The organism is Aeromonas sp. FL131 (assembly GCF_049860615.1).
In the GTDB taxonomy this organism is placed as follows: Bacteria; Pseudomonadota; Gammaproteobacteria; order Enterobacterales; family Aeromonadaceae; genus Aeromonas; species Aeromonas hydrophila.
In genome coordinates, this window is the sequence record NZ_CP187595.1 from 4,923,091 (window position 1) to 4,947,500 (window position 24,410).

General features: G+C 60.2%; 19 protein-coding genes (1 of these 19 running past the window's edge). 10 read left to right on the forward strand and 9 right to left on the reverse strand.

Features of this window, described 5'->3' with window-relative positions:
- Positions 1–63 precede the first annotated feature (63 nt).
- Complete coding sequence (locus ACPW75_RS22900) at positions 64–1,551, forward strand: transporter substrate-binding domain-containing diguanylate cyclase (RefSeq protein ID WP_190283810.1); 1,488 nt, start codon at positions 64–66, stop codon at positions 1,549–1,551.
- A gap of 34 nt (positions 1,552–1,585) precedes the next feature.
- Here the strand turns inward: ACPW75_RS22900 and ACPW75_RS22905 are convergent, their stop codons facing one another.
- The 4 genes from ACPW75_RS22905 to ACPW75_RS22920 all read right to left on the reverse strand — a co-directional run bounded on the left by ACPW75_RS22905 (position 1,586) and on the right by ACPW75_RS22920 (position 5,864).
- Complete coding sequence (locus ACPW75_RS22905; protein WP_139391707.1) at positions 1,586–3,532, reverse strand: ligand-gated channel protein; 1,947 nt, start codon at positions 3,530–3,532, stop codon at positions 1,586–1,588.
- Positions 3,533–3,940: 408 nt separating this feature from the next.
- Positions 3,941–4,153, reverse strand: coding sequence for a transcription antiterminator/RNA stability regulator CspE (gene cspE, locus ACPW75_RS22910; RefSeq protein ID WP_011707644.1), 213 nt, complete (start codon positions 4,151–4,153; stop codon positions 3,941–3,943).
- A gap of 399 nt (positions 4,154–4,552) precedes the next feature.
- Complete coding sequence (locus tag ACPW75_RS22915; protein WP_024946369.1) at positions 4,553–4,837, reverse strand: DUF3811 domain-containing protein; 285 nt, start codon at positions 4,835–4,837, stop codon at positions 4,553–4,555.
- A gap of 148 nt (positions 4,838–4,985) precedes the next feature.
- Positions 4,986–5,864 carry a cation diffusion facilitator family transporter gene (locus tag ACPW75_RS22920; RefSeq protein WP_077097346.1) on the reverse strand — a complete coding sequence of 293 codons (879 nt, stop codon included), beginning with the start codon at positions 5,862–5,864 and terminating at the stop codon, positions 4,986–4,988.
- 349 nt (positions 5,865–6,213) lie between these two features.
- Here ACPW75_RS22920 and ACPW75_RS22925 point away from each other — a divergent pair, with 349 nt between their 5' ends.
- Together ACPW75_RS22925 and ACPW75_RS22930 are read left to right on the forward strand one after the other, a co-directional pair.
- Complete coding sequence (locus ACPW75_RS22925; protein WP_201956691.1) at positions 6,214–7,356, forward strand: IS4 family transposase; 1,143 nt, start codon at positions 6,214–6,216, stop codon at positions 7,354–7,356.
- Positions 7,357–7,583: 227 nt separating this feature from the next.
- Positions 7,584–7,709 carry a hypothetical protein gene (locus ACPW75_RS22930; protein WP_257721615.1) on the forward strand — a complete coding sequence of 42 codons (126 nt, stop codon included), beginning with the start codon at positions 7,584–7,586 and terminating at the stop codon, positions 7,707–7,709.
- A gap of 80 nt (positions 7,710–7,789) precedes the next feature.
- On the opposite strand, the gene ACPW75_RS22935 is transcribed toward ACPW75_RS22930, so the two are convergent.
- Together ACPW75_RS22935 and ACPW75_RS22940 are read right to left on the reverse strand one after the other, a co-directional pair.
- Positions 7,790–8,548, reverse strand: coding sequence for a substrate-binding periplasmic protein (locus ACPW75_RS22935; RefSeq protein ID WP_077097349.1), 759 nt, complete (start codon positions 8,546–8,548; stop codon positions 7,790–7,792).
- 167 nt (positions 8,549–8,715) lie between these two features.
- Positions 8,716–9,294: a single-stranded DNA-binding protein gene (locus ACPW75_RS22940; RefSeq protein WP_077097351.1), complete on the reverse strand. Its 579-nt coding sequence runs from the start codon at positions 9,292–9,294 to the stop codon at positions 8,716–8,718.
- A 523-nt stretch (positions 9,295–9,817) separates the two neighbouring features.
- Here ACPW75_RS22940 and ACPW75_RS22945 point away from each other — a divergent pair.
- The 6 genes from ACPW75_RS22945 to ACPW75_RS22970 all read left to right on the forward strand — a co-directional run bounded on the left by ACPW75_RS22945 (position 9,818) and on the right by ACPW75_RS22970 (position 19,977).
- Positions 9,818–10,477 carry a LuxR C-terminal-related transcriptional regulator gene (locus tag ACPW75_RS22945; RefSeq protein ID WP_077097353.1) on the forward strand — a complete coding sequence of 220 codons (660 nt, stop codon included), beginning with the start codon at positions 9,818–9,820 and terminating at the stop codon, positions 10,475–10,477.
- Positions 10,478–10,572: 95 nt separating this feature from the next.
- The gene (uvrA, locus tag ACPW75_RS22950; protein WP_011707637.1) at positions 10,573–13,401 is read left to right on the forward strand and encodes an excinuclease ABC subunit UvrA; all 2,829 of its coding nucleotides are present in this window, start codon (positions 10,573–10,575) and stop codon (positions 13,399–13,401) included.
- Between the two features lie 140 nt (positions 13,402–13,541).
- Positions 13,542–15,227, forward strand: coding sequence for a diguanylate cyclase (locus ACPW75_RS22955; RefSeq protein WP_179101486.1), 1,686 nt, complete (start codon positions 13,542–13,544; stop codon positions 15,225–15,227).
- A gap of 446 nt (positions 15,228–15,673) precedes the next feature.
- Positions 15,674–16,285: an OmpW family outer membrane protein gene (locus ACPW75_RS22960; protein ID WP_011707635.1), complete on the forward strand. Its 612-nt coding sequence runs from the start codon at positions 15,674–15,676 to the stop codon at positions 16,283–16,285.
- 219 nt (positions 16,286–16,504) lie between these two features.
- Positions 16,505–18,484, forward strand: coding sequence for a HAMP domain-containing methyl-accepting chemotaxis protein (locus ACPW75_RS22965; protein WP_077097356.1), 1,980 nt, complete (start codon positions 16,505–16,507; stop codon positions 18,482–18,484).
- An 8-nt stretch (positions 18,485–18,492) separates the two neighbouring features.
- On the forward strand, positions 18,493–19,977 hold the full coding sequence (locus ACPW75_RS22970) for an ABC transporter substrate-binding protein (protein ID WP_077097358.1): 1,485 nt from the start codon (positions 18,493–18,495) through the stop codon (positions 19,975–19,977).
- A gap of 63 nt (positions 19,978–20,040) precedes the next feature.
- On the opposite strand, the gene ACPW75_RS22975 is transcribed toward ACPW75_RS22970, so the two are convergent.
- Complete coding sequence (locus ACPW75_RS22975; protein ID WP_077097360.1) at positions 20,041–20,832, reverse strand: GNAT family N-acetyltransferase; 792 nt, start codon at positions 20,830–20,832, stop codon at positions 20,041–20,043.
- Between the two features lie 328 nt (positions 20,833–21,160).
- Between ACPW75_RS22975 and metF the strand changes: the two genes are divergently transcribed.
- Positions 21,161–22,057 carry a methylenetetrahydrofolate reductase gene (gene metF, locus ACPW75_RS22980; protein WP_077097361.1) on the forward strand — a complete coding sequence of 299 codons (897 nt, stop codon included), beginning with the start codon at positions 21,161–21,163 and terminating at the stop codon, positions 22,055–22,057.
- Between the two features lie 62 nt (positions 22,058–22,119).
- On the opposite strand, the gene ACPW75_RS22985 is transcribed toward metF, so the two are convergent.
- A complete protein-coding gene (locus tag ACPW75_RS22985; RefSeq protein ID WP_077097363.1) occupies positions 22,120–23,184 on the reverse strand; it encodes a DUF3103 family protein in 1,065 nt (354 codons plus the stop codon).
- Positions 23,185–23,334: 150 nt separating this feature from the next.
- On the reverse strand, positions 23,335–24,410 hold the 3' portion of the coding sequence (locus tag ACPW75_RS22990; protein WP_043160263.1) for a benzoate/H(+) symporter BenE family transporter. The gene runs 76 nt beyond the window's last position; the window shows 1,076 of its 1,152 coding nt (coding positions 77–1,152); its start codon lies off the right edge, out of view; its stop codon occupies positions 23,335–23,337.

The following is a 24,410-nucleotide window of genomic DNA, read 5'->3' on the forward strand; positions in this document are numbered from 1 at the left end:
CTCCCCGTTTTTTATCTTGCACTTATCTGACTGAAATCACGCCTATTTCATACTCGCTCATGCTTGTTCTTCTATGCTGAAGGTGGCGATAATCGATGGCCGCACAGACGGCCAAACAGCAAGGTTGGTGCAGGGATGGCGGGCGATTCTGGTTTTCGGTGGCGAGTCTGGTGCGGGGTGTGGTTGTTGCTCTTGGCACAGGCGTGGCCCGTGTTGGCAAATACGCCGCCCAAGCCGCTCATCGTGACCAACTCCAAGGCCTGGCAGCCCTTCTCCTACCTCAATGAAGAGGGTCAGCCCGATGGCCTGCTGATCGATCTGTGGCGCGAATATGGCAGGGTTACCGGTCGTCCGATCCAGTTCAAGCTGGTGGATTGGCAGGCCTCGCTGGACCTGGTTCGCAACGGCCAGGCCGATGTCCATGGCGGCCTGCTCTGGTCGCCGGAGCGCAATCTGGTCTACGACTACGGTCAGGCCCTCTCCCATGTCGACTCCCAGCTCTTCTTCGCCAACTCCCTGCGCGGTTCGGACGTGAACTACTACCTGCTGCACGAGAGCGTGGGGGTGGTGACGGGGGGCTACGAGGAGTACTACGCCCGCAAGCACTTCCCCACCACGCGCCTGCGCACCTTCGATGACAACGACGCCATGCTGCGGGCGGCCTTCAGCGGCGAGCTGGATGCCTTCATCGCCGATCTGCAGGTGGCCAACTTCTACATCTACACCTCGGCGGATCCCACCCGCTTCATCCCGGTGCGCCACCTCTACAGCGACGAGATCCGCTTCGCCGTCGCCAAGGGCAACCAGGCGTTGCAGCAGGAGCTGGAGCAGGGCTTCTCCCGCATCGGCGAGGCGGATCGGGAACGGATCGTCCGCAAGTGGATGCACATCGAGACCGTCTACCCGGTCCATCTCTGGCCCTGGCTGCTGGCCATCGGCGGCCTGGTGCTGATGGCCTACATCATCCAGTTGCGGCGGGCGGTGGCGAGCCGCACCGCGGAGCTTATCCAGGCCAACGCCAGGCTGGAGCGCCTTGCCGGCACCGACTCCATGACCGGCATCCTCAACCGGCGCGCCTTTTTGCCACTGCTGGAGCAGCGGCTGGCCAGCGGTCAGGCCTCGGCCCTGCTGCTGTTCGATCTCGATCGCTTCAAGGGGATCAACGATCACTTCGGCCACGGGGTCGGGGACGAGGTGTTGTCGGCCATGGTGGCGCAGGTACAGCGGGTGCTGCCCGCCAGCGCCCTGTTTGCCCGCATCGGCGGGGAGGAGTTTTGCATCAGCCTGCTGGTGGCGGACATGGCGACGCTGCAGCAGTGGGCCGCCCGGATCGGGCGGGAGGTGAATAGCCACAAGTTGCCAACCAGCGCCGGGGCGCTCGGCATCTCCATCAGCACGGGGGCGGTGTGGGTGCCGGCAGGGGGCGGGGCGGAAGGTCGACGGGTGTTGTTGCAGGCGGATCAGCTGATGTATGGCGCCAAATCGCAGGGGCGCAACACCTGGCAGGCGGCAAGCTACGTGAAAGAGGGGGCTGGCGAGGCGGGGAAATAAAAAACCGCCGCCCAGAGCGGGCGGCGGCGTGTCATCAGAAGTTGTAGGTCATGCCCAGGGTGTAGCGGCGACCATCCAGCACGGTACCGAAGCTGGTGTAATCCACCGTCTTGTCGAACAGGTTGTAGACACCGGCGGTGACATCCAGGTGTTCGTTGGCCTTGTAGACCAGACCGGTGTCGAAGAAGGTGTAGGAGGGGGTGCCCTCGGCCATCTTGACCCGGCTCAGGTAATCGGAGGTCTTGCTGCGGAAGTTGACCCGTGACCAGAGGCTGACGGTTTCGGTGGTCTGCCAGTCGACCGTGGTGTTGAACATGTGGCGCGGCATCTGGTTCAGCGGCTTGCCTTCCATCGCCCCACTCTTCTGCTCGGACTGGGTGAAGGTGTAGCTGGAGGCCAGCGACCAGGCGTCATTGATGGTCCAGTTGGCCGTGCCTTCCACCCCGCGCATATTCGCCTTGTCGACGTTGATGCGGTCGCTGATGAAGTCATAGGTGTGACCGTTCAGGGTGCAGGAGGGGTTGCTCTTGCTTTCGCAGCGGCGGATTTCGGAGATCTTGTCTTCGAAGTCGGTATTGAACAGGGTCAGCCCTGTGTTCAAGCCTTGTTGACCATCCCACAGCAGGGCGATCTCCTGGCTCACGCTGGTTTCCGGTTTCAGTTCCGGGCTGCCGACCAGCATGCCGTCCTGAGTGCCGCCGCCGGTGGCCTGGCCCCAGTTGGCGGCCGACATGCGCAGATCCGGTGAACGATAACCGGTGGAGACGCCCCCTTTCAGCGTCCAGGAGTCGGCCAGGTGCCAGACCCCGTACAGACGCGGGCTCCAGTGGGTGCCGTAGTTCTGGTCCTGATCCATCCGCACGCCGCCGGTCAGGGCGAAGGTGTCGGTCAGCGACCACTCATCTTCCACGAACATGGCCCAGCTCCAGCGGGTCAGCTGATTGGCGCGGTTGGCCACGTTGAGCTGGTTGCCCTGATCCTGCAGATCCTCGTAGCGGTACTGGCCGCCCACGCTCAGATAGTGAGCCCCCAGTTCAAACTGGGTGTGGGTATCGGCGATGGTGTTGATGAGCTTCATCTGACGGCCGGGGTTGGTGTTCTCTTCCCGCTGCAGGTAGCTGGTGGAGGAGCCGAAGTCATAGCGGCCGTCGTGGGTGATGGCGAAGTTGGTGCGCTCGTAGGTGCTCAGGCTGGGTTTTGACTTGGCCGAGAGAGATTCACCCGGTGTGCGGTTGCGATCCTGCAGGCCGCGACTGGCCTCGAAATCGAAGCGGTTGTGCTCGTCCGGGGTCAGGCTGAAGACGGCCGTACCGCTGCGCATCTCCTGCTCGGCGAAACCGTTCTGGAACTGATCCTCACCGCGGTGGGAGAGCTGGCCGTTCACCCGCACCCCCAGCAGTCCATCCACCAGAGCGCCGGCCGTGTAAGCGTTGGTCTGGAAGATGTCGCCGGATTCCTTGTTCTCCTGGAAGGTCGAGTCGGCATGCAGCGAGCCCTGCCAGGCGGTCATGCTGGCGGTCTTGCGGGTGATGACGTTGATGACGCCGCCCATGGCGTCAGAGCCGTAGCGGGAGGACATGGGGCCACGCACCACTTCGATCCGCTCGATCGCCTGCAGCGGCGGCAGCCAGCCCTGCTCGATGCCGGGGCCGTCGCTGTTGGGACGGGTGCCACGGCTGTCGACCCGTTTGCCGTCGACCAGCATCAACGTGTACTTGGAGCCCATGCCACGAATGCTGATATCGCTGCTGCTGCCACCGCCGGTGATCACCACCCCGGGCACATCCTTCAGGGCGTCGGTCACGTCGCGATAGGCGCGTTTCTCCAATTGCTCGCGGGTCACCACCGAGATGGAGGCGGCGGTATCCTCGATCTTCTGCTGGAAGCCGGAGGCGGTCACGACCATGACCTCCTGCTCGGCGGCATAGGCGTGTGATGCGAGGGCGGCGAGAATGAGCGTGGTCAGCTTGTTGCGGTGCATTGTTATCATGTTGGCCTGAACTCTTTTAGTAAGAAGATGCATTCATCCTTTGGGTGAATCGATGGGGCGGTCTCATCGCATCCCGCGTGAAACCAGGACCAGAAAAGGTTCAATTGGATAATCACCAAGTCGGTCGGCAGGCATTGTAGTGATCGCTGGATGATGTGTAAATGATAATTAATCTCATTAATATTGTGCGGTTATCCTCTCACCAGCAGATATGGGATGAGGAGCATGTCTGGCGCGGTGACGGGAAGCGGGGCTGGGATAGTGAGAAGGTTGAGAGGGTCGGCAGAGGGGGAATGGTAAATGGCAGACAACAAAAAACCCGCCGAAGCGGGTTTTTTCAATTCTTGCAGCGGATCGTACCAGCCGGCATGAGCAGGCGGACCGGATCCCCGGCTTGAATTACAGAGCTACTACGTTAGCAGCAGCCGGGCCTTTCTGGCCTTGCTCGATGGTGAACTCAACGCGCTGACCTTCGTCCAGGGTCTTGAAGCCCGGGGTCTGGATGGCGGAGAAGTGAACGAACACGTCTTTGCTGCCGTCGGTTGGGGAGATGAAGCCAAAACCTTTCTCGGCGTTGAAGAACTTGACGGTACCAGTCATTTTGTTGGACATGATAATTTCCTTAAATAGTGTTTACAGTGCCAAATGGCAATCTATGATTTTTCGTCAGCAATACGTATGGGGAGCACTAAAGAAGGAGAATTATTTGATAAGAAGAATCATGGATAATTCTTATACTAATCGCTGCTTTACTAAAATGACTGCCTAACATAACCAGGTCTGAACTACCGAACCATCGCAAAAGATTAAAACATGCCCATTTTCTTAAAGCAAATTTTATCTCGCTGCGAGTGGTCGGATATCGACGCAGCCACTCTCGGTGTGGGTGTCTGCAGCGCAGGATCCTGCGGCGTTGCAGGTCGCTGGACGCATCATGGCAGAGATAGGTTCTCCGCCATGGTGTGAGTTGGCTGGTTGAGGTAGGGGGCGTTTGGGCGAGAGGATTGGCCGTCAGCGTTTGCTGCGAAACTTGTTGCTGACGGAGTCCACCCAGCTGAATGTCTCTGGCAACACCTGCTTGCTGGCTCGTTCCTTGGCCTTTTCCCGTGCCAGTTTGGCGGCCACTTTGGCGGCGGCAGCACGGTCTGCGACTATCTTGAGTCTGCCTTCCTCGCGGATGCGGTTACGCTCGGCATTGCTCAGTTGGTGATCTGCATTGGCCTGTGCTTTTTGGAGCAGCAGGGTGATCTCGGCCTTTTCGGCGTCGGTGAGGTCCTTCATTTCCAACTTTTTCACGGCGTGCTCCTGATGGCGGGAATAGTCCACCCTACCACACCTGCCGGCCGTTTATTGCACAATCGACGCCGTTTTCGAATACCGCTCCACCGGATGGCCGTTGTCGAAGTGAATGGCCTGCCGCATTCCCCCGCACGGCTCAGCGTCGTTAACCATGCCCGCTCGGTTCAACATGGATCAGCACGACGGCGTGGGGGAGGTGTCGCATGATGCCCTGCTCTATCCGATCGCAGATGGCGTGGGAGTGCTCGATGCTCATCTCTTTTGGCAAGGTCAGGTGGAAGTCGATGTGACGACGGCGTCCGGCCTGACGGCTGCGCAGATCGTGAAAGCCGCCATGCTCCGGGCAGCACTCTTCGATCACTCTGGTAGTGATGGCCAGCTCTTCCTCGTTCATGCTGTGGTCCAGCAGCGGTTGGAAGGCCTGCTTCAGCATGGCGATCGCCTCCTTGAGGATGAACAGGGCGACACAGATGGCAACAACGGGATCCAGCAGATAGAGGTTGTAGCCCAGTCTGTCGGCGATCCAGATACCGAGCAGGCCAACGGCGACCCCGAGCGAGGTCAGTACGTCCGCCTTCAGGTGCAGTGCATCGGCGGCCAGGGCCACGGACTCTTCCTCCTTGGCCACCCGGTAGAGGTAGGCGGAGACGCCGCTGTTGACCAGCGCCGAAAACAGCATTACCAGCACACCGAGACCCACCCCCTCGATCGGGGTTGGCGTGATCAATTTGCCGACGGCCTCGAATATTATCCAGCCGGCTGCCAGCAGGATCAGCAGCGCTTCGATCACGCCGGAGACGTTTTCAATTTTGTCATGACCGTAGGGGTGGCGTTGGTCGGGGGGAATATCCGATTTGCGTACGGCCACCAGCGCGATCAATGCCGCCACCAAGTCCATGGCCGAGTGAATGGCCTCGGAAATAATACTGACGGATCCGCTCAGTATGCCGGCAAATATCTTCATGATAATCAAGGTGATATTGGAGCAAACTGAGACCAAGGCCGCTCTGGTTTTTCTGGTCATGGGACGTCCTTATTCTCGCTGGAATATTTTCACAAATAGGGCTGGATAATATCAGCTTGTCCTGTGTGGCGCTGCTTTGGGTTGTAACTTTTTGTTTCTGGCGATAGTGAGAATGCTTATCTAAATTATCTCTCATTATTTAAAGAGAATTCATTTTGGCATTCAGTGCTTTATTTCATGCTGCCATGAAATAAACCTGTTTGGCGTTATTTTATAAGGAATAAACCGCTTATCCGGCCGTTCATTCCTCGCCCGGATCCTTAACCATCCCCTCATAAGCGCCAGGCGCCGCGCGGCTTTTGAGGTATGATCTCCGTTTTTGACCAGCCAATAGCTTGCGACGGACCTCATGCTTAATCACGAAATGATCCTCAACCACATCGATGACATCTTTGGTCAGGACATGCACGCCAAGCGTGTCCTTTCCCTTGCCAATGCCACCCTCGGGGTCATCGAATCGGGCTCACTGGCCATTCACGCCATTGGCAATGGCCTCTCCTTGGCCAACGGTCTGGAACGCAAGCACGCCGTGAAACAGGTAGATCGCCTGCTCACCAACACCAAGCTCAACGTCTGGAGTCTCTTCGACGATTGGGTGCCCTATGTGGTCGGTGAACGCACCGAAATCGTGGTCTCCATGGACTGGACCGAGTTCGATGCCGATGACCACAGCACCCTGGTCATCAGCCTGCAAACCAGCCACGGACGCAACACCCCGTTGCTGTGGAAGACGCACCGCAAATCCCTGCTCAAGGGGCAACGCAATGCCCACGAGAGGGAGCTGTTGACCAAGCTCAAGCAGTCGCTGCCAGAGGGGCTCTTTGTGACGGTCGTCGCCGACCGTGGCTTTGGTTATATGGAGCTGTTTGAACGACTTGAGCAAGAGCTTGGTTTTGCCTATGTCATTCGTTTCAAAGGAAATATCCTCGTTGGTTATCCCGGCGAGGAGCAGGTTCCCGCCAGCGACTGGCTGACCCCGACCGGACGCACCCGCACGCTCAAAGAGGTGGAGCTGACCGGGCAACGACAGCGTGTCGAGCGGGTCTATTGCTGCCAGAAGAGCGGCATGAAGGAGCCCTGGTTTCTGGCCAGCAACCGGGTCGACGTGAGCGCCGCCAAGGCGCTGCAACTGTACGGCCAACGCTGGGGCATCGAAACCAGTTTTCGCGACATCAAGGACTACAAATTCGGCATGGGCATGGGGGAAGTGCATATCAGCAATCCGGCCCGCCGAGACCGACTGTTTCTGTTCAGCGCGCTGGCCATCGTCTTGCTGACCCTGCTGGGTAAGGCCGGGGACAGCGCCGGGCTGGAAAGAACCATCAAGGTCAACACCAGCAAGACCCGAACCTATTCGTTCTTCCGGCAAGGGGTTATCTATTACCAACTGCTGCCAAAGATGAAAGAGGCCAATGCGGCCCTGCTGATGGAAAAGTTTGTCTACCTACTGAAGCAACACCGTTTATACACCCGCACGCTTGGAATTATTTGAGTCTCGAAAAATGAGGGGATCTCTAAGGCCCGGATCGGGTCAGCGGAAGCGGGTGAACACCTGCTGCCACTGGGTGATGGGATGAGGGTGGATTCTTGCGCAAGATTAGGGGTATGCTGGACTGAGTGCGATCGCAGGATCGTCACTGAAAGCGTACTGTAGTCTACGATTCGGATGGCATGCTGGAACCTGGGTTCCAACTGTCTGGGTAACATTTTTGGAGTTTGATGATGAGTAACAAAGAACATCACAACGGCAAAGATGCCAAGAAAAAACCGCAGATGTCACTGAAAGAGAAGCGCGAAGCCAAACGTCAGAAAGCAGATCTGAAAAATGGCGGCGCGATGAAGTAACGCTCCCCATGCTGTAGTTCCTTTGGAGCCAGTAACAAAAAGCCAGCCTTTTCGGGCTGGCTTTTATGTTTTCAGGAGGCTCAGGGAGTGGCCCCGTAGCGGGCAAATATGCGCTGATAACGGCCATCGGCCCGCATGGCATCGAGCCGGCGATCGAACCAGCGCTGCTGCGTCGCCTGGCGAAAGGCAAAATGGTAGTGAGTCGGCGCAAACAGATCGTATTGCCGGACCCGGCCGGGAGCATAGAGCTCGGCACCATATTTGCTGTTGGCCAGCTGTGCCAGATAGTAATAGAAAACCCGCTGCTCCAGGATCACCGCATCCACCCGCCCCAGCATCAACCTGTGCACCTGTCCCTGCTGCTTGGCGACCTCCTCGTAACGGGGATTCTGGTCAGCCATGCTGGCAAAGGCACCTCCCAACACCTGACGGGCCCGCTGGAAGGCGCTCACCCTCAGCGTCTTCATGTCGTCCAGAGTACTGATGTGGGTTTTGCCGAGGGTGAACACCCGATTGTGGAAGGCGATCACCGGCTGCGACAGGAAGACGTCGTGCAACATGCCGGGTTTGACGTTGATGATGGCATCGAGCTTGCCGGACTCCAGCATGCGGAAGGTGCGCTCCAGCGGCAGATATTCGAATTGAGGCTCATAGCCGCTGTCCCGAAAGGCCTCTCTCATCAGGTCGAGCTCGATCCCGCGACCCTCTTCTTCGATCACATAGGGCGGAATGGCGAAGCTGACCCCCACTCGCAATGGCTCGCCGGCCAGCAGCAAGGATGGCAGCAACAGGGTGGCGCAAGCCGCCACGCACAACAAGATTCGATACCAAGACCCCATGCGTTCTCTCTGGCAACTGGATTGCCCCGATCATAATCCCAAGGCGAATGATATGGGGACGTATGGCTGGCAAGACCGGCCAGGAGGCTGGATTGCGTGCCACGTCTGCGTCAATAACAGGCAAAAAAAGGCCCTGCATGAACAGGGCCTCCGGGATCTGACGTTGCTTAGAACGGAATGTCGTCGTCGAAGTCCATCGGCGGCTCATTGTACACAGGCGGTGCAGACTGTGGCTGCTGGGCCGGACGAGCATAGCTGCCCTGTTGCTGCATGTTCTGCTGCGGAGCCTGGGCAGGACGCGCCTGGTTCATCGGCTGCTGGGACTGCATACCCTGCTGCTGACCCCAGTTGCCCTGAGACTGGCCACCCATGCCCTGGCCGGCGCCGCCTTGCGGACGGCCACCCAGCATCTGCATCACGCCGCTGAAGCCATCGACCAGCACTTCGGTGGTGTAACGCTCCTGGCCGCTTTGATCCTGCCACTTGCGGGTCTGCAGCTTGCCTTCAACATAGACTTGGGAGCCTTTCTTCAGGTACTCGCCAGCCACTTCGGCCAGCTTGCCCATGAAGACAACGCGGTGCCACTCGGTACGCTCTTTCTGCTCACCGGTCTGCTTGTCGCGCCAGGTGTCGGAGGTGGCCAGGGTGATATTGGTCACGGCACCGCCGCTCGGCATGTAGCGCACTTCCGGGTCTTGCCCCAGGTTACCGATCAGAATGACTTTATTGATGCCTCGACTGGCCATAATCTCTCTTCCACCCTTTATATACCGGCCGGGCCATATGCCCGGGCCAACTCAACATATCGTTTGTTTTCTGTGAGATAGGCGACGCTGCAGGGCTGCCCCGCCACTCATGTGATGACTGTGTCCGGTTCAGCGCGCCAGTTGGCCACCTCCCCGTTTTCAGATTTTGCCCGCAATAGTAACAGTTGGGGAGAAAGAGCGCACATCTTCCTGACGCTCCATCCCGTGTCCGCCGAACGAAGGATTAACTTACACGAGGCCGACCTTGGCCAGCAAGTGAGCAGCAACGGGGAGTCATATCATCGAACGGTCGAGGCGAGAAGGGGGGCCAAAGACCGGTGTGACAGCCCCTGTCCGGCCAGGGGCCAGTATTTCACCCAAATGGGGGGGCTCGGCTAGTTATTTGTATTGCTTGGAAAATTGGTGAGTTTCAAAGGAGGCGCATCGGCGTCTAATACTTTTTTAATGCTGCAGCCTGCGGGGGGCTTGGTACTCTCTGCTGCCGAAAAACACCATGGCCGGAATGTTCAAGGACCAGCGCTTCATGATCACCCCATATCCCATCGTATTGGTAACCGAAGACAATGCGCAGGCGACCAGCTTTCAGAGCTACCTGGCCGAACAGCTGGCTCTGCCCATCCTGCTGGTGAGTGCACTGGAAGGCCTGCCTCAAGCGGATGAACTCGAGCCGCATCCGTTGTTTCTGGTGGATCTGGATTACCTCAAGTCGAGCCAGCAAACGGGGTGGCCACGGGAGATCTCCAGCCGCTTCGGGGAAGCCAATACCGTGCTGCTCAATGCCCCCACCAGTACGGATCGGGAGTTGCTGCTGATGTGGCCCCATACCAGCGGGCTCTTCTTCTGTCAGGATCCGCTGGATCGGCTGGTACTCGGCATTCGCAAGGTGCTGGAGGGGGAGTACTGGATCCCGCGTCATCTGCTGTGCGATCTGGTCAACTACTATCGCAAGGGCGGGGAACACCACCTGCGCAACCAGACGCTGCTGACCGTGCGCGAGCAGGAGATCATCCGCTACCTGATGACGGGGGCCTCAAATACCGAGATCGCCGACAGCCTGTTCGTGAGCGAGCACACCATCAAGTCTCACCTCTACAATGTCTTCAAGAAATTGAACGTGAAGAACCGCCTGCAGGCGGTGAGCTGGGCCAAGGAGTATCTCTGAAATCGATGGGGATGATGGATAAAACCTGTCTATTCATCCAGTAGTCTCTATGCCATACTGACTCGCTCAGGTTTCCGTATCGAGCGTGCAACAAGATGGAAAAGATCGTGGTCCGGGGTGCTCGCACCCACAACCTCAAGAACATCAATCTGACCCTGCCCCGCGACAAGCTGATCGTGGTCACCGGCCTCTCCGGTTCGGGCAAATCCTCTCTGGCGTTCGATACCCTCTATGCCGAGGGGCAGCGCCGCTATGTGGAGTCCCTCTCCGCCTATGCCCGCCAGTTCCTCTCCCTGATGGAGAAGCCGGACGTCGACCATATCGAGGGGCTCTCGCCCGCTATTTCCATCGAGCAGAAGTCCACTTCCCACAACCCGCGTTCGACCGTCGGCACCATCACCGAGATCTACGACTACCTGCGTCTGCTGTTCGCCCGGGTCGGTGAGCCGCGCTGCCCGACCCACGCCATTCCGCTCGCCGCCCAGACCATCAGCCAGATGGTGGATCAGGTGCTGGCCCAGCCGGAGGGGAGCAAGCTGATGCTGCTGGCCCCGGTGGTGCGCGATCGCAAGGGGGAGCACACCAAGCTGCTGGAGAATCTGGCGGCCCAGGGCTACATCCGTGCCCGCATCGACGGCGAGGTGTGCGATCTCTCCGACCCGCCCGCGCTGGAGTTGCACAAGAAGCACACCATCGAAGTGGTGGTGGATCGCTTCAAGGTGCGCGATGACCTGGCGCTGCGTCTTGCCGAGTCGTTCGAGACGGCGCTGACCCTCTCCGGCGGCATCGTACTGGTGGTGCCGATGGACGGTGAAGAGGGGGTTGCCCCCATGACCTTCTCCGCCAACTTCGCCTGCCCGGAGTGTGGCTACTCCATGTCGGAGCTGGAGCCGCGCATCTTCTCCTTCAACAACCCGGCCGGTGCCTGTCCTACCTGTGATGGTCTGGGCGTGCAGCAATATTTCGATCCGGCCAAGGTGATCGGCGATCCGGCCATCAGTCTGGCCAACGGCGCCATCCGCGGCTGGGACAAGCGCAGCTTCTACTACTTCCAGATGCTGAAATCCCTCTCCGAGCACTACAAGTTCGATCTGGAGACGCCGTGGGAGGATCTGCCACTGAAGACCCAGGAGGTGATCCTGCGGGGCTCCGGTCGCACCGAGATCGAGTTCCGCTACATGAACGATCGCGGCGACGTGGTGGTGCGCAAGCACCCGTTCGAGGGGATCCTGCACAACATGGAGCGTCGCTACCGGGAAACCGAGTCCAACTCGGTGCGCGAAGAGCTCTCCAAATACATCGCCAACAAATCCTGTACCAGCTGCGGTGGCAGCCGACTGCGGGAGGAGGCGCGCCACGTCTTCGTCGACAACCGCAACCTGCCGGCCATCGCCGAGCAATCCATCGGCGATGCACTGGCCTTCTTCGAAGGGCTGAACCTCACCGGCCAGCGCGCCCAGATTGCCGAGAAGATCTTGAAAGAGATCGTCGAGCGGCTCGGTTTCCTGGTGAACGTGGGTCTCAACTACCTGAGTCTGTCGCGCAGCGCCGAGACCCTCTCCGGCGGTGAAGCGCAGCGGATCCGGCTGGCCAGCCAGATCGGTGCCGGTCTGGTGGGGGTGATGTACGTGCTGGACGAGCCCTCCATCGGCCTGCACCAGCGCGACAACGAGCGGCTGCTCAAGACCCTCACTCATCTGCGCGATCTCGGCAACACCGTGATCGTGGTGGAGCACGACGAGGACGCCATCCGCCTCGCCGACCATGTGCTCGACATCGGCCCGGGGGCCGGGGTGCACGGCGGTGCCATCGTCGCCCAGGGCACGCCGGAGGAGATCATCAATAATCCGGAGTCGCTGACCGGTGACTACCTCTCCGGCCGCAAGCAGATCGCCATTCCCGCCGAGCGCACGCCGCTCACCGGCAAGTGGCTGAAACTCAAAGGGGCGAGCGGCAACAACCTGCGCAACGTCAACCTGGATCTGCCCATCGGGGTGATGACCTGCGTCACCGGCGTCTCCGGCTCCGGCAAGTCGACCCTGATCAATGACACCCTGTTCCGCATCGCTCACCGCGAGCTCAACAAGGCCACCGAGTCCACTCCTGCGCCCTATCGGAGCGTCGAGGGGCTGGAGCATCTGGACAAGGTGGTGGATATCGACCAGAGCCCCATCGGCCGTACTCCGCGCTCCAACCCGGCCACCTACACCGGCCTGTTTACCCCGATCCGCGAGTTGCTCTCCGGCACCCAGGAGGCGCGCTCGCGCGGCTACCAGCCGGGTCGCTTCTCCTTCAACGTGAAAGGGGGGCGCTGCGAGGCCTGTCAGGGGGATGGGGTCATCAAGGTGGAGATGCACTTCCTGCCGGATGTCTACGTGCCGTGCGACGTCTGCAAGGGCAAGCGCTACAACCGCGAGACTCTGGAGGTGAAGTACAAGGGCAAGAACATCCACGAAATCCTCGAGATGACGGTGGAAGATGCCCGCGAGTTCTTCGATCCGGTGCCGGCGGTAGCGCGCAAGCTGCAGACCCTGATGGACGTGGGCCTCTCCTATATCCGGCTCGGCCAGTCGGCCACCACACTCTCTGGCGGTGAGGCGCAACGGGTCAAGCTGGCACGGGAGCTCTCCAAGCGGGATACCGGTCAGACCCTCTATATCCTGGACGAGCCGACCACAGGGCTGCACTTCCACGACATCCAGCAGTTGCTCAAGGTGCTGCACCAGTTGCGGGATCGCGGCAACACCATCGTCATCATCGAGCACAACCTGGACGTCATCAAAACCGCCGACTGGATCGTCGATCTGGGGCCGGAGGGGGGCGCCGGCGGCGGTCGCATCCTGGTGACGGGGACGCCGGAGCAGATGAGCCGTTGCGAGGATTCCCATACGGCCCGCTTCCTGGCGCCGCTGCTGGCACGATAATCCGTTCAATAATGTGACAAGGGGCCCTGGGCCCCTTGTTTTTATTGTGGTAATTCAGTGACCTCCAGACGGTCCGATACTCCATACTTGGGGCAAGACCCTTCCCGTTTCGCATTGCCATTCAAAGGATATTGGCGTCCATGGCTCAACCGTCCCGCTCCATCGATCATTTGCTGGCCTACTCCATGTTCCCCGTCTGGGCTGGCGCTATCCTGATGCTGCTCATCGTGATCGCGCTGGCCCAGGTGCCGGCGGCGCAGCGGGTCGAGGAGCGGCGGATGCAGGATCATCTACAACGGGTGGTCAGGGCCGTGCAGGGCGACATCAATGCCATCAATGCTTTCACCCGGGATTGGGGGATCTGGGACGAGAGCTACCACTTCCTGGCCAGGCCCAATCAGGGCTATATCCACTCCAATCTGCTGGTCGACACCCCGATGCGGGACTTTGAGCTCAACGTGCTGAGTTATATGGATTTGCAGGGCTCTGAAATCTGGACTCGCACCCTGCTGCCGGAGGCGCCTGATACGGACACCACCCTGCTCCCCTTCTTTCTGGATGACCTCAAGCTGCAACTGCTGCGTGAATCGCGGCAGGGGGGGATCCACAGTCTGAGCGGGGTGAGAGGCTCGTTATGGGGGCCGCTCATCTTCTCGCTGCAGCCGGTGACCAATACCCTAGACGATGCCAAACCCAATGGCTATCTGCTGGCAACCCGTTGGCTGGATGAACGCTATCTGGACGATCTGGCGGTGCGGACCGCGCTCGCCTTGACCATTGCCCAGCCCAGAACTGGCGAGCACCAGGGCTCTTTCAAGCCGTTCAAGCCATACATGAGCTACCGGCTGGTGGATCTGGGGTTGCAGCGTGTCAGGGGAGAGGGGTTGCTGCTGGACAACGACGGCACCCCCGTCTTGACCCTGATTGTGGAAGAGGAGCGTGACGTGTTACGGGGGGCGATGGAGGGGGCGATCTGGACCTTCATTGGCATGCTGCTGATAAGCTTGGCCTGCATTCTGATGGCGCTGGCCCGCTTGCGCGCCATCGTGCTCGGGCCGATCGGCGAGCTGGTGGGGGCGCTGCACAAATTTGCCGAAAAGCAGGATGTGAGCGTGTTGCCGATCATCGACAGCAGTCAGGAGATGGCGCTGCTCAGTCGCAAGTTCCGGGAGATGGCGGCCAGGATCAGCTTGCACCACAGCGCCTTGCAGGCTTATTCATCCAGGATGGAGACGGCCGCCTATACGGATCCGCTGACCCACGCCTTCAACCGGCGCTACCTCGATGAATGGTTGCTCAATCGCGATGCGCTGGCGGCAGGCAGGGTGTTGCTGATCCTGGATCTGGATCACTTCAAGCAGGTCAACGATCGTTTCGGCCACGACATCGGCGATCTGCTGTTATGCCAGCTGGCGGAGTTGCTGCGGGGGGCCCTCGCTGAGGAGGAGCCGCTGATCCGGCTGGGTGGCGAGGAGTTTCTGCTGCTGCTGACCGGAGATGAGCCGACACGGGTTGCCCAGCGGGTCGAGCGTCTGCGCCGCAAGATTGCCGACTGCCGCTTCGGGCGCGAAGAGTTGCCGCTCTGGATGACGGCTTCACTGGGATTCTGCGATTACCCCCTGCATCGGGAGCTGGAGGATTCGTTCTGGAACCTGAGCTTCAAACTGGCGGACATGGCGCTGTACCGGGCCAAGCAGGAGGGAAGGAATCGCTGGCGCGGATATAGCGGGGAACTGGGGCCGGCGCAGTGGGATTTGAACCCGGAGCAGATTGTGGCGGGGGAGTGGCTGCGGTGTCAGGCGTCTCACACCAGCCAGTCGGCTTAGTGGGTCAGAATTAATAGCGCCATGCCGAGAACGAATCCCAATAAAATAAACAGGAAGGAGCCAATACCCCAGATGGCAGCCAGTATGGCTACTATTTTGTCCCTTCTGGTTTGTGGTTTCATAAAGAATTTCTTACAGCCCGGCTACATGGCTCGCAAAAATACTCTGGTTGGGCGAGTGAAACAACCGTTTTTAGCCGTTTAAAGCTCCGATAAGATGCATTTAAATTATTCTTTAATGTGGCTGGTTTGATTTTGAATTGACGTATCAATATGTTTTTATTGTTTATTTCGCCAATTGTCAGCCACATCTCGGGAGTCTTAAGCTGCCGTACACATCTATCTATTTCTTGGTAACGTTTGAGCTAAATCAATAACTCTGCATTCACATCCCTTTATAGTTTTCAGGCTTGCAACATATAAAACGAAAACTAAAAGGAAAACGTGATGAAAAAGATCCTTCCTCTGATGATCGCGGCCGCGCTCGCTTCTCCCGTCGCCATGGCCCACCAGGCTGGTGATATTCTGGTGCGCGGCGGCCTGGCCTTTGTTTCTCCGCAAACGAGCAGTGACAACGTGCTGGGTACCGGCGAGCTGGAAATCGACAGCAATATGCAGCTGGGTCTGACGCTCTCTTATCTGATCACTGACAACTGGGGTGTCGAGCTGCTGGCAGCCACACCCTTCTCCCACTCGGTATCCACCGCCGGTCTGGGTGAAGTGGCCAAGGTCAAGCACCTGCCGCCTACCCTGATGGCGCAGTACTACTTCGGTGATGCCAACAGCAAGGTACGCCCCTATATCGGTGCCGGTATCAACTACACCACCTTCTTCGATGAGCAGGGCCGCGGCGCGCTGGATGGCACCGACGTGAGCGTGGACTCCTCCTGGGGCATGGCCGGTCAGGTCGGTCTGGACATGGCGATCAATGATCGCTGGTTCGTCAACGCCTCCGCCTGGATCATGGATATCGATACCGACGTACACACCGCCGTGGGTACCATCAACACCTCCATCGATCCCATGGCCTTCATGTTTGGTGTCGGCTATCGCTTCTGATAGGACACAGGGTTGGCCCCCCCACGGGCCGTTACAGCTAGCATGTCTCTTTGGCCCGGCACAGTCCGGGCCCTTTTACGCGCAAAGCGTCCCCCGTCAACTGTGATCCAACCCCATATAGATCAATAAAATACCCTCGGTCTCCCCTCTATAATTCGCCCCTTGTGCCGATAGTGTCTATGTTCACGTTACCTTTCCCCCACGAGTGAGGATGTCTCCATGGGTTTATCTATTGTGCAGCGGATCATCGCCGGATTTGTGTTGATGCTGCTGCTGTTGATCCTGCTGGGTGTGATCAGCACCCTGAAGATCAGGGGCATCAACGACGGCTTGTCACAGGTCTCCGACCGGGCAACCCCGTTGGTGATTGCGGTGGCCGGCCTGAAAGGCGCCCTGCAGGACAGCAACCGCTGGGTGCTGGTCTACCGGACCAACGAGGATGCAAGCCAGCTGCCGCAGCTGGCCAGCCAGTTCAAGGAGCAGCAGGCGCGTTTCAGTCAGCTGAGCCAGGAGATGGACAAGTTTAGCGGGGTGGCCGAGGCCGGCTCTCGTTTTCAGCAGGTCGATACCGCTACCAAGCAGTTCTACGGCCTGGCTGAACAGGTACTCTCCCAGCACAGCCAGTGGGTCAATGCCCAGGATCAGCGCCACAAGCTGGAGATTGCCTTTATCCGGCTGGAAGACACCTACCAGTGGGCTGCCGATCTGCTGCTGCAGCAGACCGCCAGCAAACGCTCCATGCGCAACAAGGCTGAACTGATCACTTCGGGCATCGCGCGGGATCTGAAGAACATTCGCCGGGCCGATGCCAAGACCGATCTCAACGAGCTGGAGAAGGTGCTGAGCAAGGACATCGAGATGGCCCGCAAACGGCTCGATCGGGTGCTGGTGCCGGATGACGTGAAGCAGCGCTTCGTCTCCAACCTCGACCGGATGCAGGAGCTGGCACTTGGCCAGCAGGGGCTGCTGGCGACCATGCGCAATGCCCAGCAGCTGGCTGCCTCGCTGCAGACCCTCAATCAGCAACTCGACGCCAGCCTGATCAACTGCCTGGGCCTGCTCGACGAGATGGGACAGTCGGCCGGCTCGATTGCCAGCCAGAGCCGCACCACGGCGGATGATGCGGTCAGCAGCGCCAGCTTCTGGATCCTGGTGGTAGCCGCCATCTCGGCCGCCGCCGCCCTCATCATCGGCTATACCACTGCGCGAAGCATTCAGCGTCCGCTGCAGATGATCAACAAGGAGCTGGACTACATGGCGGCCGGGGACATGACCCGCCGCATCAACTATCGCAGCAGCTGCGAATTCGGCGCGCTCTCCCGCTCCATCGATACCCTGGCCGGCAAAACCGGCGAGCTGCTCTCCCAGATCAATGCCGGTTCCCGCCATCTGGTGGAGGAGGCGAGCCGCGCCGCCGAGATAAGCGAAAGGGCCGTGTCCCGGGTACAGGATCAGAAGAGCCAGACCGATCAGGTGGCTGCCGCGATCACCGAGCTGGAGGTGAGTGCCACCGAGGTCGCCCGCTCCACCGATGGCACCAAACGGGAAGTGGATCTGGCCGATGATGAAGCCCGCAGCGGTCGCCAGAAAGTGGCGACCACCCGTCGCATCACGGAGCAGCTGGCAGGCGCCATGGAAGAAGCCGTTGGCATCACCTACAAGCTAGGTGAGTTCAGCAACAACATCGGCAGCATCCTCGACGTGATCCGCAGCATCGCCGAGCAGACCAACCTGCTGGCGCTGAACGCCGCTATCGAGGCGGCGCGGGCCGGCGATGCCGGCCGTGGCTTCGCCGTGGTGGCAGACGAGGTGCGGGCACTGGCCAACCGGACCCAGACCTCGACCGAAGAGATCCAGGCGATGATCGAGAATCTGCAGAGCTCGAGCAAGCTGGTGGTGGAGGTGATGGGGCGCAGTCAGGAGCAGACCCACAACTGTGTCGAGCAGACCCGGGAGATGGATGCGGCCCTGCAATCCATCGCCGACCGGATGAGCGCCATCAAGGCGATGGCGGATCAGGTGGCGCACGCCGCCCAGGAGCAGATCTCGGTCAGCCAGGGGGTGGCCCGCCATATCTCCGGCATCGCCGAGGTGGCCTACGAGACCGAACGGGAAGCGCGGGAGTCGGCCGGCAGCAGTGAAGTGCTGGCGGATCTGGTCGCCAAGCAGCAGCAATTGATCGCACATTTCAAGGTTTAGGAGGGCTTATGTCTAACAAGTGGATCGGGGCCCTGAGTCTCCTGTTGTGTGGTCAGCTGATGGCCAGCGAGCTGGTGATCGAGAGCTGGCGGATTGATGACAAGGCCTTGTGGGAGCAGAAGATCATTCCTGCCTTCGAGGCCTCCCACCCGGGCATCCAGGTGAAGTTCAACGGGGTGCAGAACGTCGACTACATGCCGACCCTGTGGGCCAGCCTGAAGGGGGGCAAGGCGGGGGATCTCATCACCTGCCGGCCGTTCGACGATTCTCTGGCCCTGTTCAAGGCGGGCCACCTGGCAGAGCTGACAGAGATGTCGGGGATGGAGAACTTCCCAAGTTTTGCCCAGTCCCCCTGGCAGACTGACTCCGGCGCCCAGACCTTCTGCGTTCCCATGGCCTCGGTGATTCACGGCTTCTTCTACAACAAGAAGATTTTCAGTGAGCTGGGGCTGAGCGTGCCGCAAACCCGGGACGCCTTCTTCGCGGCGCTCGACAAGGTGAAGGCCGATGGCCGCTATGTGCCGCTCGCCATGAGCGGCTCGGAAAGCTGGGTATCCTCCGAGCTCGGCTTCCAGAACATAGGCCCCAACTACTGGAAGGGGGAGGATGGTCGACTGGCGTTGATCGGGGGGCAGGAGCGCTTTGACAACCCGCCCTACGTCAAGGTGTTCGAGGAGCTGGCCCGCTGGCGTCCCTACCTCGGCGAAGGCGGCGAGAGTCGCGACTATGCTGCGACCAACGAGCTGTTTACCTCGGGCAAGGCCGCCTTCTACGTGGCGGGTTCCTGGGAGATCGCTCCTTTCACCGGCAAGGTGGACTTTGGCGTGATGCGCCCGCCCGTGGCAAAACAGGGCGATGGCTGCTTCTTTACCGATCACACCGACATCGGTATGGGCATGAACCCGGCCAGCAAGAACAAGGAGGCGGCCATGGCCTTCCTGCAGTGGCTGACCACGCCCCAGTTCGCCGAGCTCTATACCAACTCGCTGCCCGGCTTCTTCTCCCTCTCCAACCACTTCTTCGAGGTCACCAACCCGGCGGCGAAGGAGATGATGGAGTGGCGGGATCAGTGCGACTCCACCATCCGGGTGGCCACCCAGATCCTCTCTCGCGGTACGCCCAAGCTGGGGGACGAGCTGGCGGAGGTGAGTCAGGCCGTGCTGCTTGGCAAGATGGAGCCCAAGGCGGCAGCCGATCGGCTGGAGCAGGGCCTGAAGGGCTGGTATCCGCCTCATCAGGGCAACAAGGTGAAGGGAGCCGATTGCCAGTGTGACGTCCCGGCCGCCGCGCCCGCAGTCTCGGCCGCCGCTGCGACCACCGAGCCTCCTGCCGCTGCATCCGCCGCGACGCCGGCGGTGACAGAGGCACCTGCCACCCCGGCGCCGTCAGCAACGCCTGCCGCAGCGGCATCTGCCGCGGCCGCGCCGTTGCCGGCTCCGTCGGCCGAGGTGGAGCAGGCGCTCTCCAACGAGCTGGAAACACCGCAGCAATAGCTGCCGGCAGATAAACAACGGGAGGCATCAGCCTCCCGTTTTCTTTGCTGTCAGTCAGCGACGTCACTGCATCGGGTGGGGCCAGCGGCAGAGGCTGCCGATGCGGGCCACCGGAGCGAACCCGAGCGAGCGATAGACGCGCTGGGCGTGATAGTGCTCGTCGGCCACTATGATGAGCCGGTCGACCCGCGTCAGCCCGTGCCTGGCAACCTGGCTCAGCAGCTGACGGCACAACCCCTGATTGCGCCATGCCTGCCTTGTGCGCACCAGCTGGAAGCGGCCCAGAGTATCGGTGAAGAAGAGGCCGCAACTGGCGACCAGTTGCTCCTGCTGCCAGATCCCCCACCACTGACCCAGCCCGTCCCCGATCATCGCCTCGTACAACTGGCGGCGTGACTGCAGATAGGGCAGGTAGCTCTGCTCCGAGTGACCGGGATCCCGCTCCTCCAGTTCAAAGGCCAGCCACTCGTCCCAGTCGGCCGGGGTAAAGGGGCGCGCAGCCACCGTCGCGACTGGCGGTTGCCAGTCGATGGCCTCCAGTGCCAGCACCACGCACTCCATGTACTGGTATCCCGCCGCCACGAAGCCGGCGACCCGGCTGTTCTGGCCTGCCGCGAGAGGCCACTGGAAGGTGCGGTGTCTGACCCGGGGATCCTGCCCGATCAGCTTGTCGAAACTGGCCTCGAGCCAGCCCTTGTCGTGATCGCTGGGGGGAAAGGGGAGCAGCAGATAGTTGCCGAAGTAGTAATCGGGAGCATCGGGAGTGCGCACGGCCCAGAACTGCTCATGGTCGACCACGTTGCCTTGATAGCGATCGAACAGCAAGTCGGTGGCAAAGCCGGGGTGGGTGTCCATGATGATGCTCCTGCGAATGGTTCAATTGGTTATCGGCAGGAAGGGGAAGAGGTTGAAAAGGGGCCGGAGAAACCTCCGGCCAAACAATCACACGCAGATTCAGAACGTCCAGGACGATCTGCGTTCATCATAACGCGAGTCGCCGGATTTTGGGATGGGGTGCCAATCGTTACTTTGGCTTTATTGCCAAATAAAAATCGGCGGCCTTCCTCTCGCTGTAAAACAGTGTTGACTTTGTGCCATTTTCTCATAAAGATAGAAAGACGTTTAGACGTCCAAACATCCGTTTTGACGTAGAGAAATGGATTGCAGGGCAGGGAGAGAGCAGATGGGATTTCACAGCGCACGTCAGGTTGAGGCACTCAACCAGAGTCTGGCAGATTTGAGTGGCGACATATCGGTCAGTTTCGAGTTTTTTCCGCCCAACAGCGAAGGGATGGAAAATACCCTGTGGCAATCCATCGAGCGCCTGAAAGTACTGGAGCCCAAGTTTGTATCAGTGACCTATGGCGCCAACTCCGGTACCCGGGATCGCACACACAAGGTGATCAAGGACATCAAGGAGCGGACCGGTCTGATCGCCGCCCCGCACCTGACCTGTATCGACGCCAGCCGCGACGAGCTGCGCACCATTGCCCGCGATTACTGGAACAGCGGCATCCGCCATATCGTGGCGCTGCGCGGTGACCTGCCCCAGGGGCTGGAGAGGCCGGAGATGTATGCCACCGATCTGGTGGCCCTGCTCAAGGCCGAAGCGGACTTCGATATTTCGGTGGCCGCCTACCCGGAAGGGCACCCGGAAGCGCGCAGCGCACAGTCGGATCTGCTCAACCTCAAACGCAAGATTGATGCCGGTGCCAACCGCGCCATCACCCAGTTCTTCTTTGACGTCGAGACCTACCTGCGCTTTCGGGATCGCTGCGCCGCCATCGGCATCGATGCCGAAATCGTGCCGGGGATCCTGCCGGTTTCCAACTACCAGACCCTGGCCAAGTTTGCCGGCTTCACCAACGTGAAGATCCCGCGCTGGATGCATCAGCGTTTCGAGGGGCTGGATGACGATCAGATGACCCGCAACATGGTGGGTGCCAGCATCGCCATCGATCAGGTGCGGGTGCTGAGTCAGGAAGGGGTGAAGGATTTCCACTTCTATACCCTGAACCGTTCCGAGCTGACCTACGCCATCTGCCACACCCTGGGGGTGAGGCCGAAAGGCCAGCCGTAACGGATCGCGGGCACAAAAAAAGCCAATGAGTCGCTCATTGGCTTTTTTGTCATGGCGACCAATCAGGGCCTGGTGGGGGCGATCTCTTTGGGTTCGAGATCGATCACCGCATTGCCGGCGGCGCCAGGATACTGGTGATAGCTCTGGTCCTGCTCCAGGGTGTAGAAGGTATCCAGATAGTCATCGTTGTTGGTCATCCAGGAGTCGGGCAGCGCCTTGACGATGCGACCGCCGAGATCGAGGAAGGGCAGTGCCTCGGGCACGCCGCCAGCCGTGAAGGCCAGCTTGAGGGCATCGATGAACAGGCCGCTCAACTCCTTGTAGTTGACGTTGTCGTCCTGCTCCATCATGACGATGTCGACGGCACCCCAGCGATAGCGATCCCAGTAGACCAGGATCTGGTTGGGGGTGTAGTCGGTGTTGTCATAGTCGAGATAGGGCATGTCGACGATGTCGACCACGGGCTCATCCCGGCTGGGATTGACCCCTGCGACCACCGCATACACCTCGGCCGCACCCAACAGCCAGGGCTCCTGATCATCCTTCAACCGAATTTTCTTCAGGATGCTGGTCTTGAGCGGTGCCGTGCTGGCAGCCGCACGGGGAGCCACCTGCATGTCGGCGGCAGCCAGCGCCTTGCGGATCACCTTGAGGCCGGCGTTCTTGGCCTTGACGGGATCGGCCTCCACGACCAGGACCGGACGGGCCGGTGCCTTGTCCACATCCAGATAGACGGGGTTGCCGGCGCTGTCGAAGGCTTCGATGGTGCTCCAGCTCTTCTCATCTCCGCTTGGCACATAGGCGACCAGCGGCTCGACACCCTGCTGCAGTGCGGCGGCCTGTTCCGGGTTGGCCAGTCGCAGCTGCATCAGCTCCTTGACCTCGCCGTCCAGCCCTTGCCGGCTGATGGCTGCCTGGTTGGCATCCCGCGCCTGGCGTTTCAGGCGCGGACTAGCTTTTTGCAACAAGTTGGGCAGCGGGCTCTGGTACTCCTGATTGCTGAGCAGCGGCAGCAGGTTCTTCTGCTGCAGTGCGAGCTGGCGAGCCAGCTCCCGATCGGTGTCGGCAGCGTGGGCGGTGGTGGCGCCCAGCAGTGCCAGTAACAAAATGACAGCCTGATTCCTCATTATTATTCTCCAGTTTATGAGTCTGACATGAGGCACGCATCGGGGAAGAAGAAGTGCCTCGACACCACTTAATGGCAATTAGTTTCAGCTGTGAACCAATTTTTCTGAATTATGTGCGGTGTCTCACGGGGGGCTCCCCAGATGGTCAGGTCAGTTTCTCCGCTGGTTGACTTGATACAGGATGATGCCGACGAGCAGTCCCCAGCAGGCGGCACCGATACCGAGCAGGCTGATGCCGGAGGCGGTGATGATGAAGGTCAGCAGGGCGGCCTCACGGGCATCGTCGTGCTGCAATGCTGTATGCAGGCTGCTGCCGATGGTGCCGAGCAGCGCCAGCCCGGCGACACAGGTCACCAGTGTCGCCGGGAAGGCCGTGAACAGCGCCGCCACCGTGGCTCCGAAACCGCCGGTCAGCAGGTAGAAGCCGCCGGCCCACACTGCCGCGGGCCAGCGCCGGTTGGCGTCCGGATCCACCTCTTTCCCCATGCAGATAGCCGCAGTGATGGCCGCCAGGTTGAAGGCATAGCCGCCGAAGGGCGCCAGCAGCAGACCGGTGAGGCCGGTCCAGGTGATGAGGGATGAGGTGGCGGGCTGATAGCCGTGGGCCCGCAAAATGGTAATGCCCGGCATGTTCTGGGAGGTCATGGTGACGATGAACAGTGGCAAGGCAATGCCGAACAGGGCACCAAGGGAAAACTCTGGCCAGGTCATGACCGGGCCGGCCAGTTGCCAGTGGATAGTGTCAAGCTGCAGCTGGCCTCTCAGCAGACAGATGAAAATGCCGGTCGCCAGTACCAGCACCATGGTATAGCGTGGCCAGAGATGGCGGCCGAGCAGGAATGCCAGCAGCAGGCTGCCGAGCAGCATAGGATCTGCCGGGGCGACCTTGAACAGATCCAGCCCGAACTTGAGCAATACCCCGGCCAGCATGGCCGCCGCCAGTTGGGCTGGGATATGACGCATCAGCCGATCGAACCAGCCGCTGATGCCGCACAGGGTGATCAGCAGAGAAGAGATAACGAAGGCGCCGATGGCCTCGGCCAGGGTGAAGTTACCCAGGCTGGTGATGAGCAGGGCGGCACCCGGAGTCGACCAGGCGGTCAAGACGGGGATGCGGTAATAGAGGGAGAGGCCGATGCAGCTGATACCCATACCGATACCCAGCGTCCATAGCCAGGACGCGAGCTGGGCTGCATCGGCCCCCGCTGCCGTGGCTGCCTGAATGA

Coding starts and splice junctions, on each gene's coding strand:
- ACPW75_RS22905 (WP_139391707.1), bottom strand. CDS start 3,532: ATGCACCGCAACAAGCTGACCACGCTCATTCTCGCCGCCCTCGCATCA.
- cspE (WP_011707644.1), bottom strand. CDS start 4,153: ATGTCCAACAAAATGACTGGTACCGTCAAGTTCTTCAACGCCGAGAAA.
- ACPW75_RS22920 (WP_077097346.1), bottom strand. CDS start 5,864: ATGACCAGAAAAACCAGAGCGGCCTTGGTCTCAGTTTGCTCCAATATC.
- ACPW75_RS22925 (WP_201956691.1), top strand. CDS start 6,214: ATGCTTAATCACGAAATGATCCTCAACCACATCGATGACATCTTTGGT.
- ACPW75_RS22930 (WP_257721615.1), top strand. CDS start 7,584: ATGATGAGTAACAAAGAACATCACAACGGCAAAGATGCCAAGAAAAAA.
- ACPW75_RS22935 (WP_077097349.1), bottom strand. CDS start 8,548: ATGGGGTCTTGGTATCGAATCTTGTTGTGCGTGGCGGCTTGCGCCACC.
- ACPW75_RS22940 (WP_077097351.1), bottom strand. CDS start 9,294: ATGGCCAGTCGAGGCATCAATAAAGTCATTCTGATCGGTAACCTGGGG.
- ACPW75_RS22945 (WP_077097353.1), top strand. CDS start 9,818: ATGTTCAAGGACCAGCGCTTCATGATCACCCCATATCCCATCGTATTG.
- uvrA (WP_011707637.1), top strand. CDS start 10,573: ATGGAAAAGATCGTGGTCCGGGGTGCTCGCACCCACAACCTCAAGAAC.
- ACPW75_RS22955 (WP_179101486.1), top strand. CDS start 13,542: ATGGCTCAACCGTCCCGCTCCATCGATCATTTGCTGGCCTACTCCATG.
- ACPW75_RS22960 (WP_011707635.1), top strand. CDS start 15,674: ATGAAAAAGATCCTTCCTCTGATGATCGCGGCCGCGCTCGCTTCTCCC.
- ACPW75_RS22965 (WP_077097356.1), top strand. CDS start 16,505: ATGGGTTTATCTATTGTGCAGCGGATCATCGCCGGATTTGTGTTGATG.
- ACPW75_RS22970 (WP_077097358.1), top strand. CDS start 18,493: ATGTCTAACAAGTGGATCGGGGCCCTGAGTCTCCTGTTGTGTGGTCAG.
- ACPW75_RS22975 (WP_077097360.1), bottom strand. CDS start 20,832: ATGGACACCCACCCCGGCTTTGCCACCGACTTGCTGTTCGATCGCTAT.
- metF (WP_077097361.1), top strand. CDS start 21,161: ATGGGATTTCACAGCGCACGTCAGGTTGAGGCACTCAACCAGAGTCTG.
- ACPW75_RS22985 (WP_077097363.1), bottom strand. CDS start 23,184: ATGAGGAATCAGGCTGTCATTTTGTTACTGGCACTGCTGGGCGCCACC.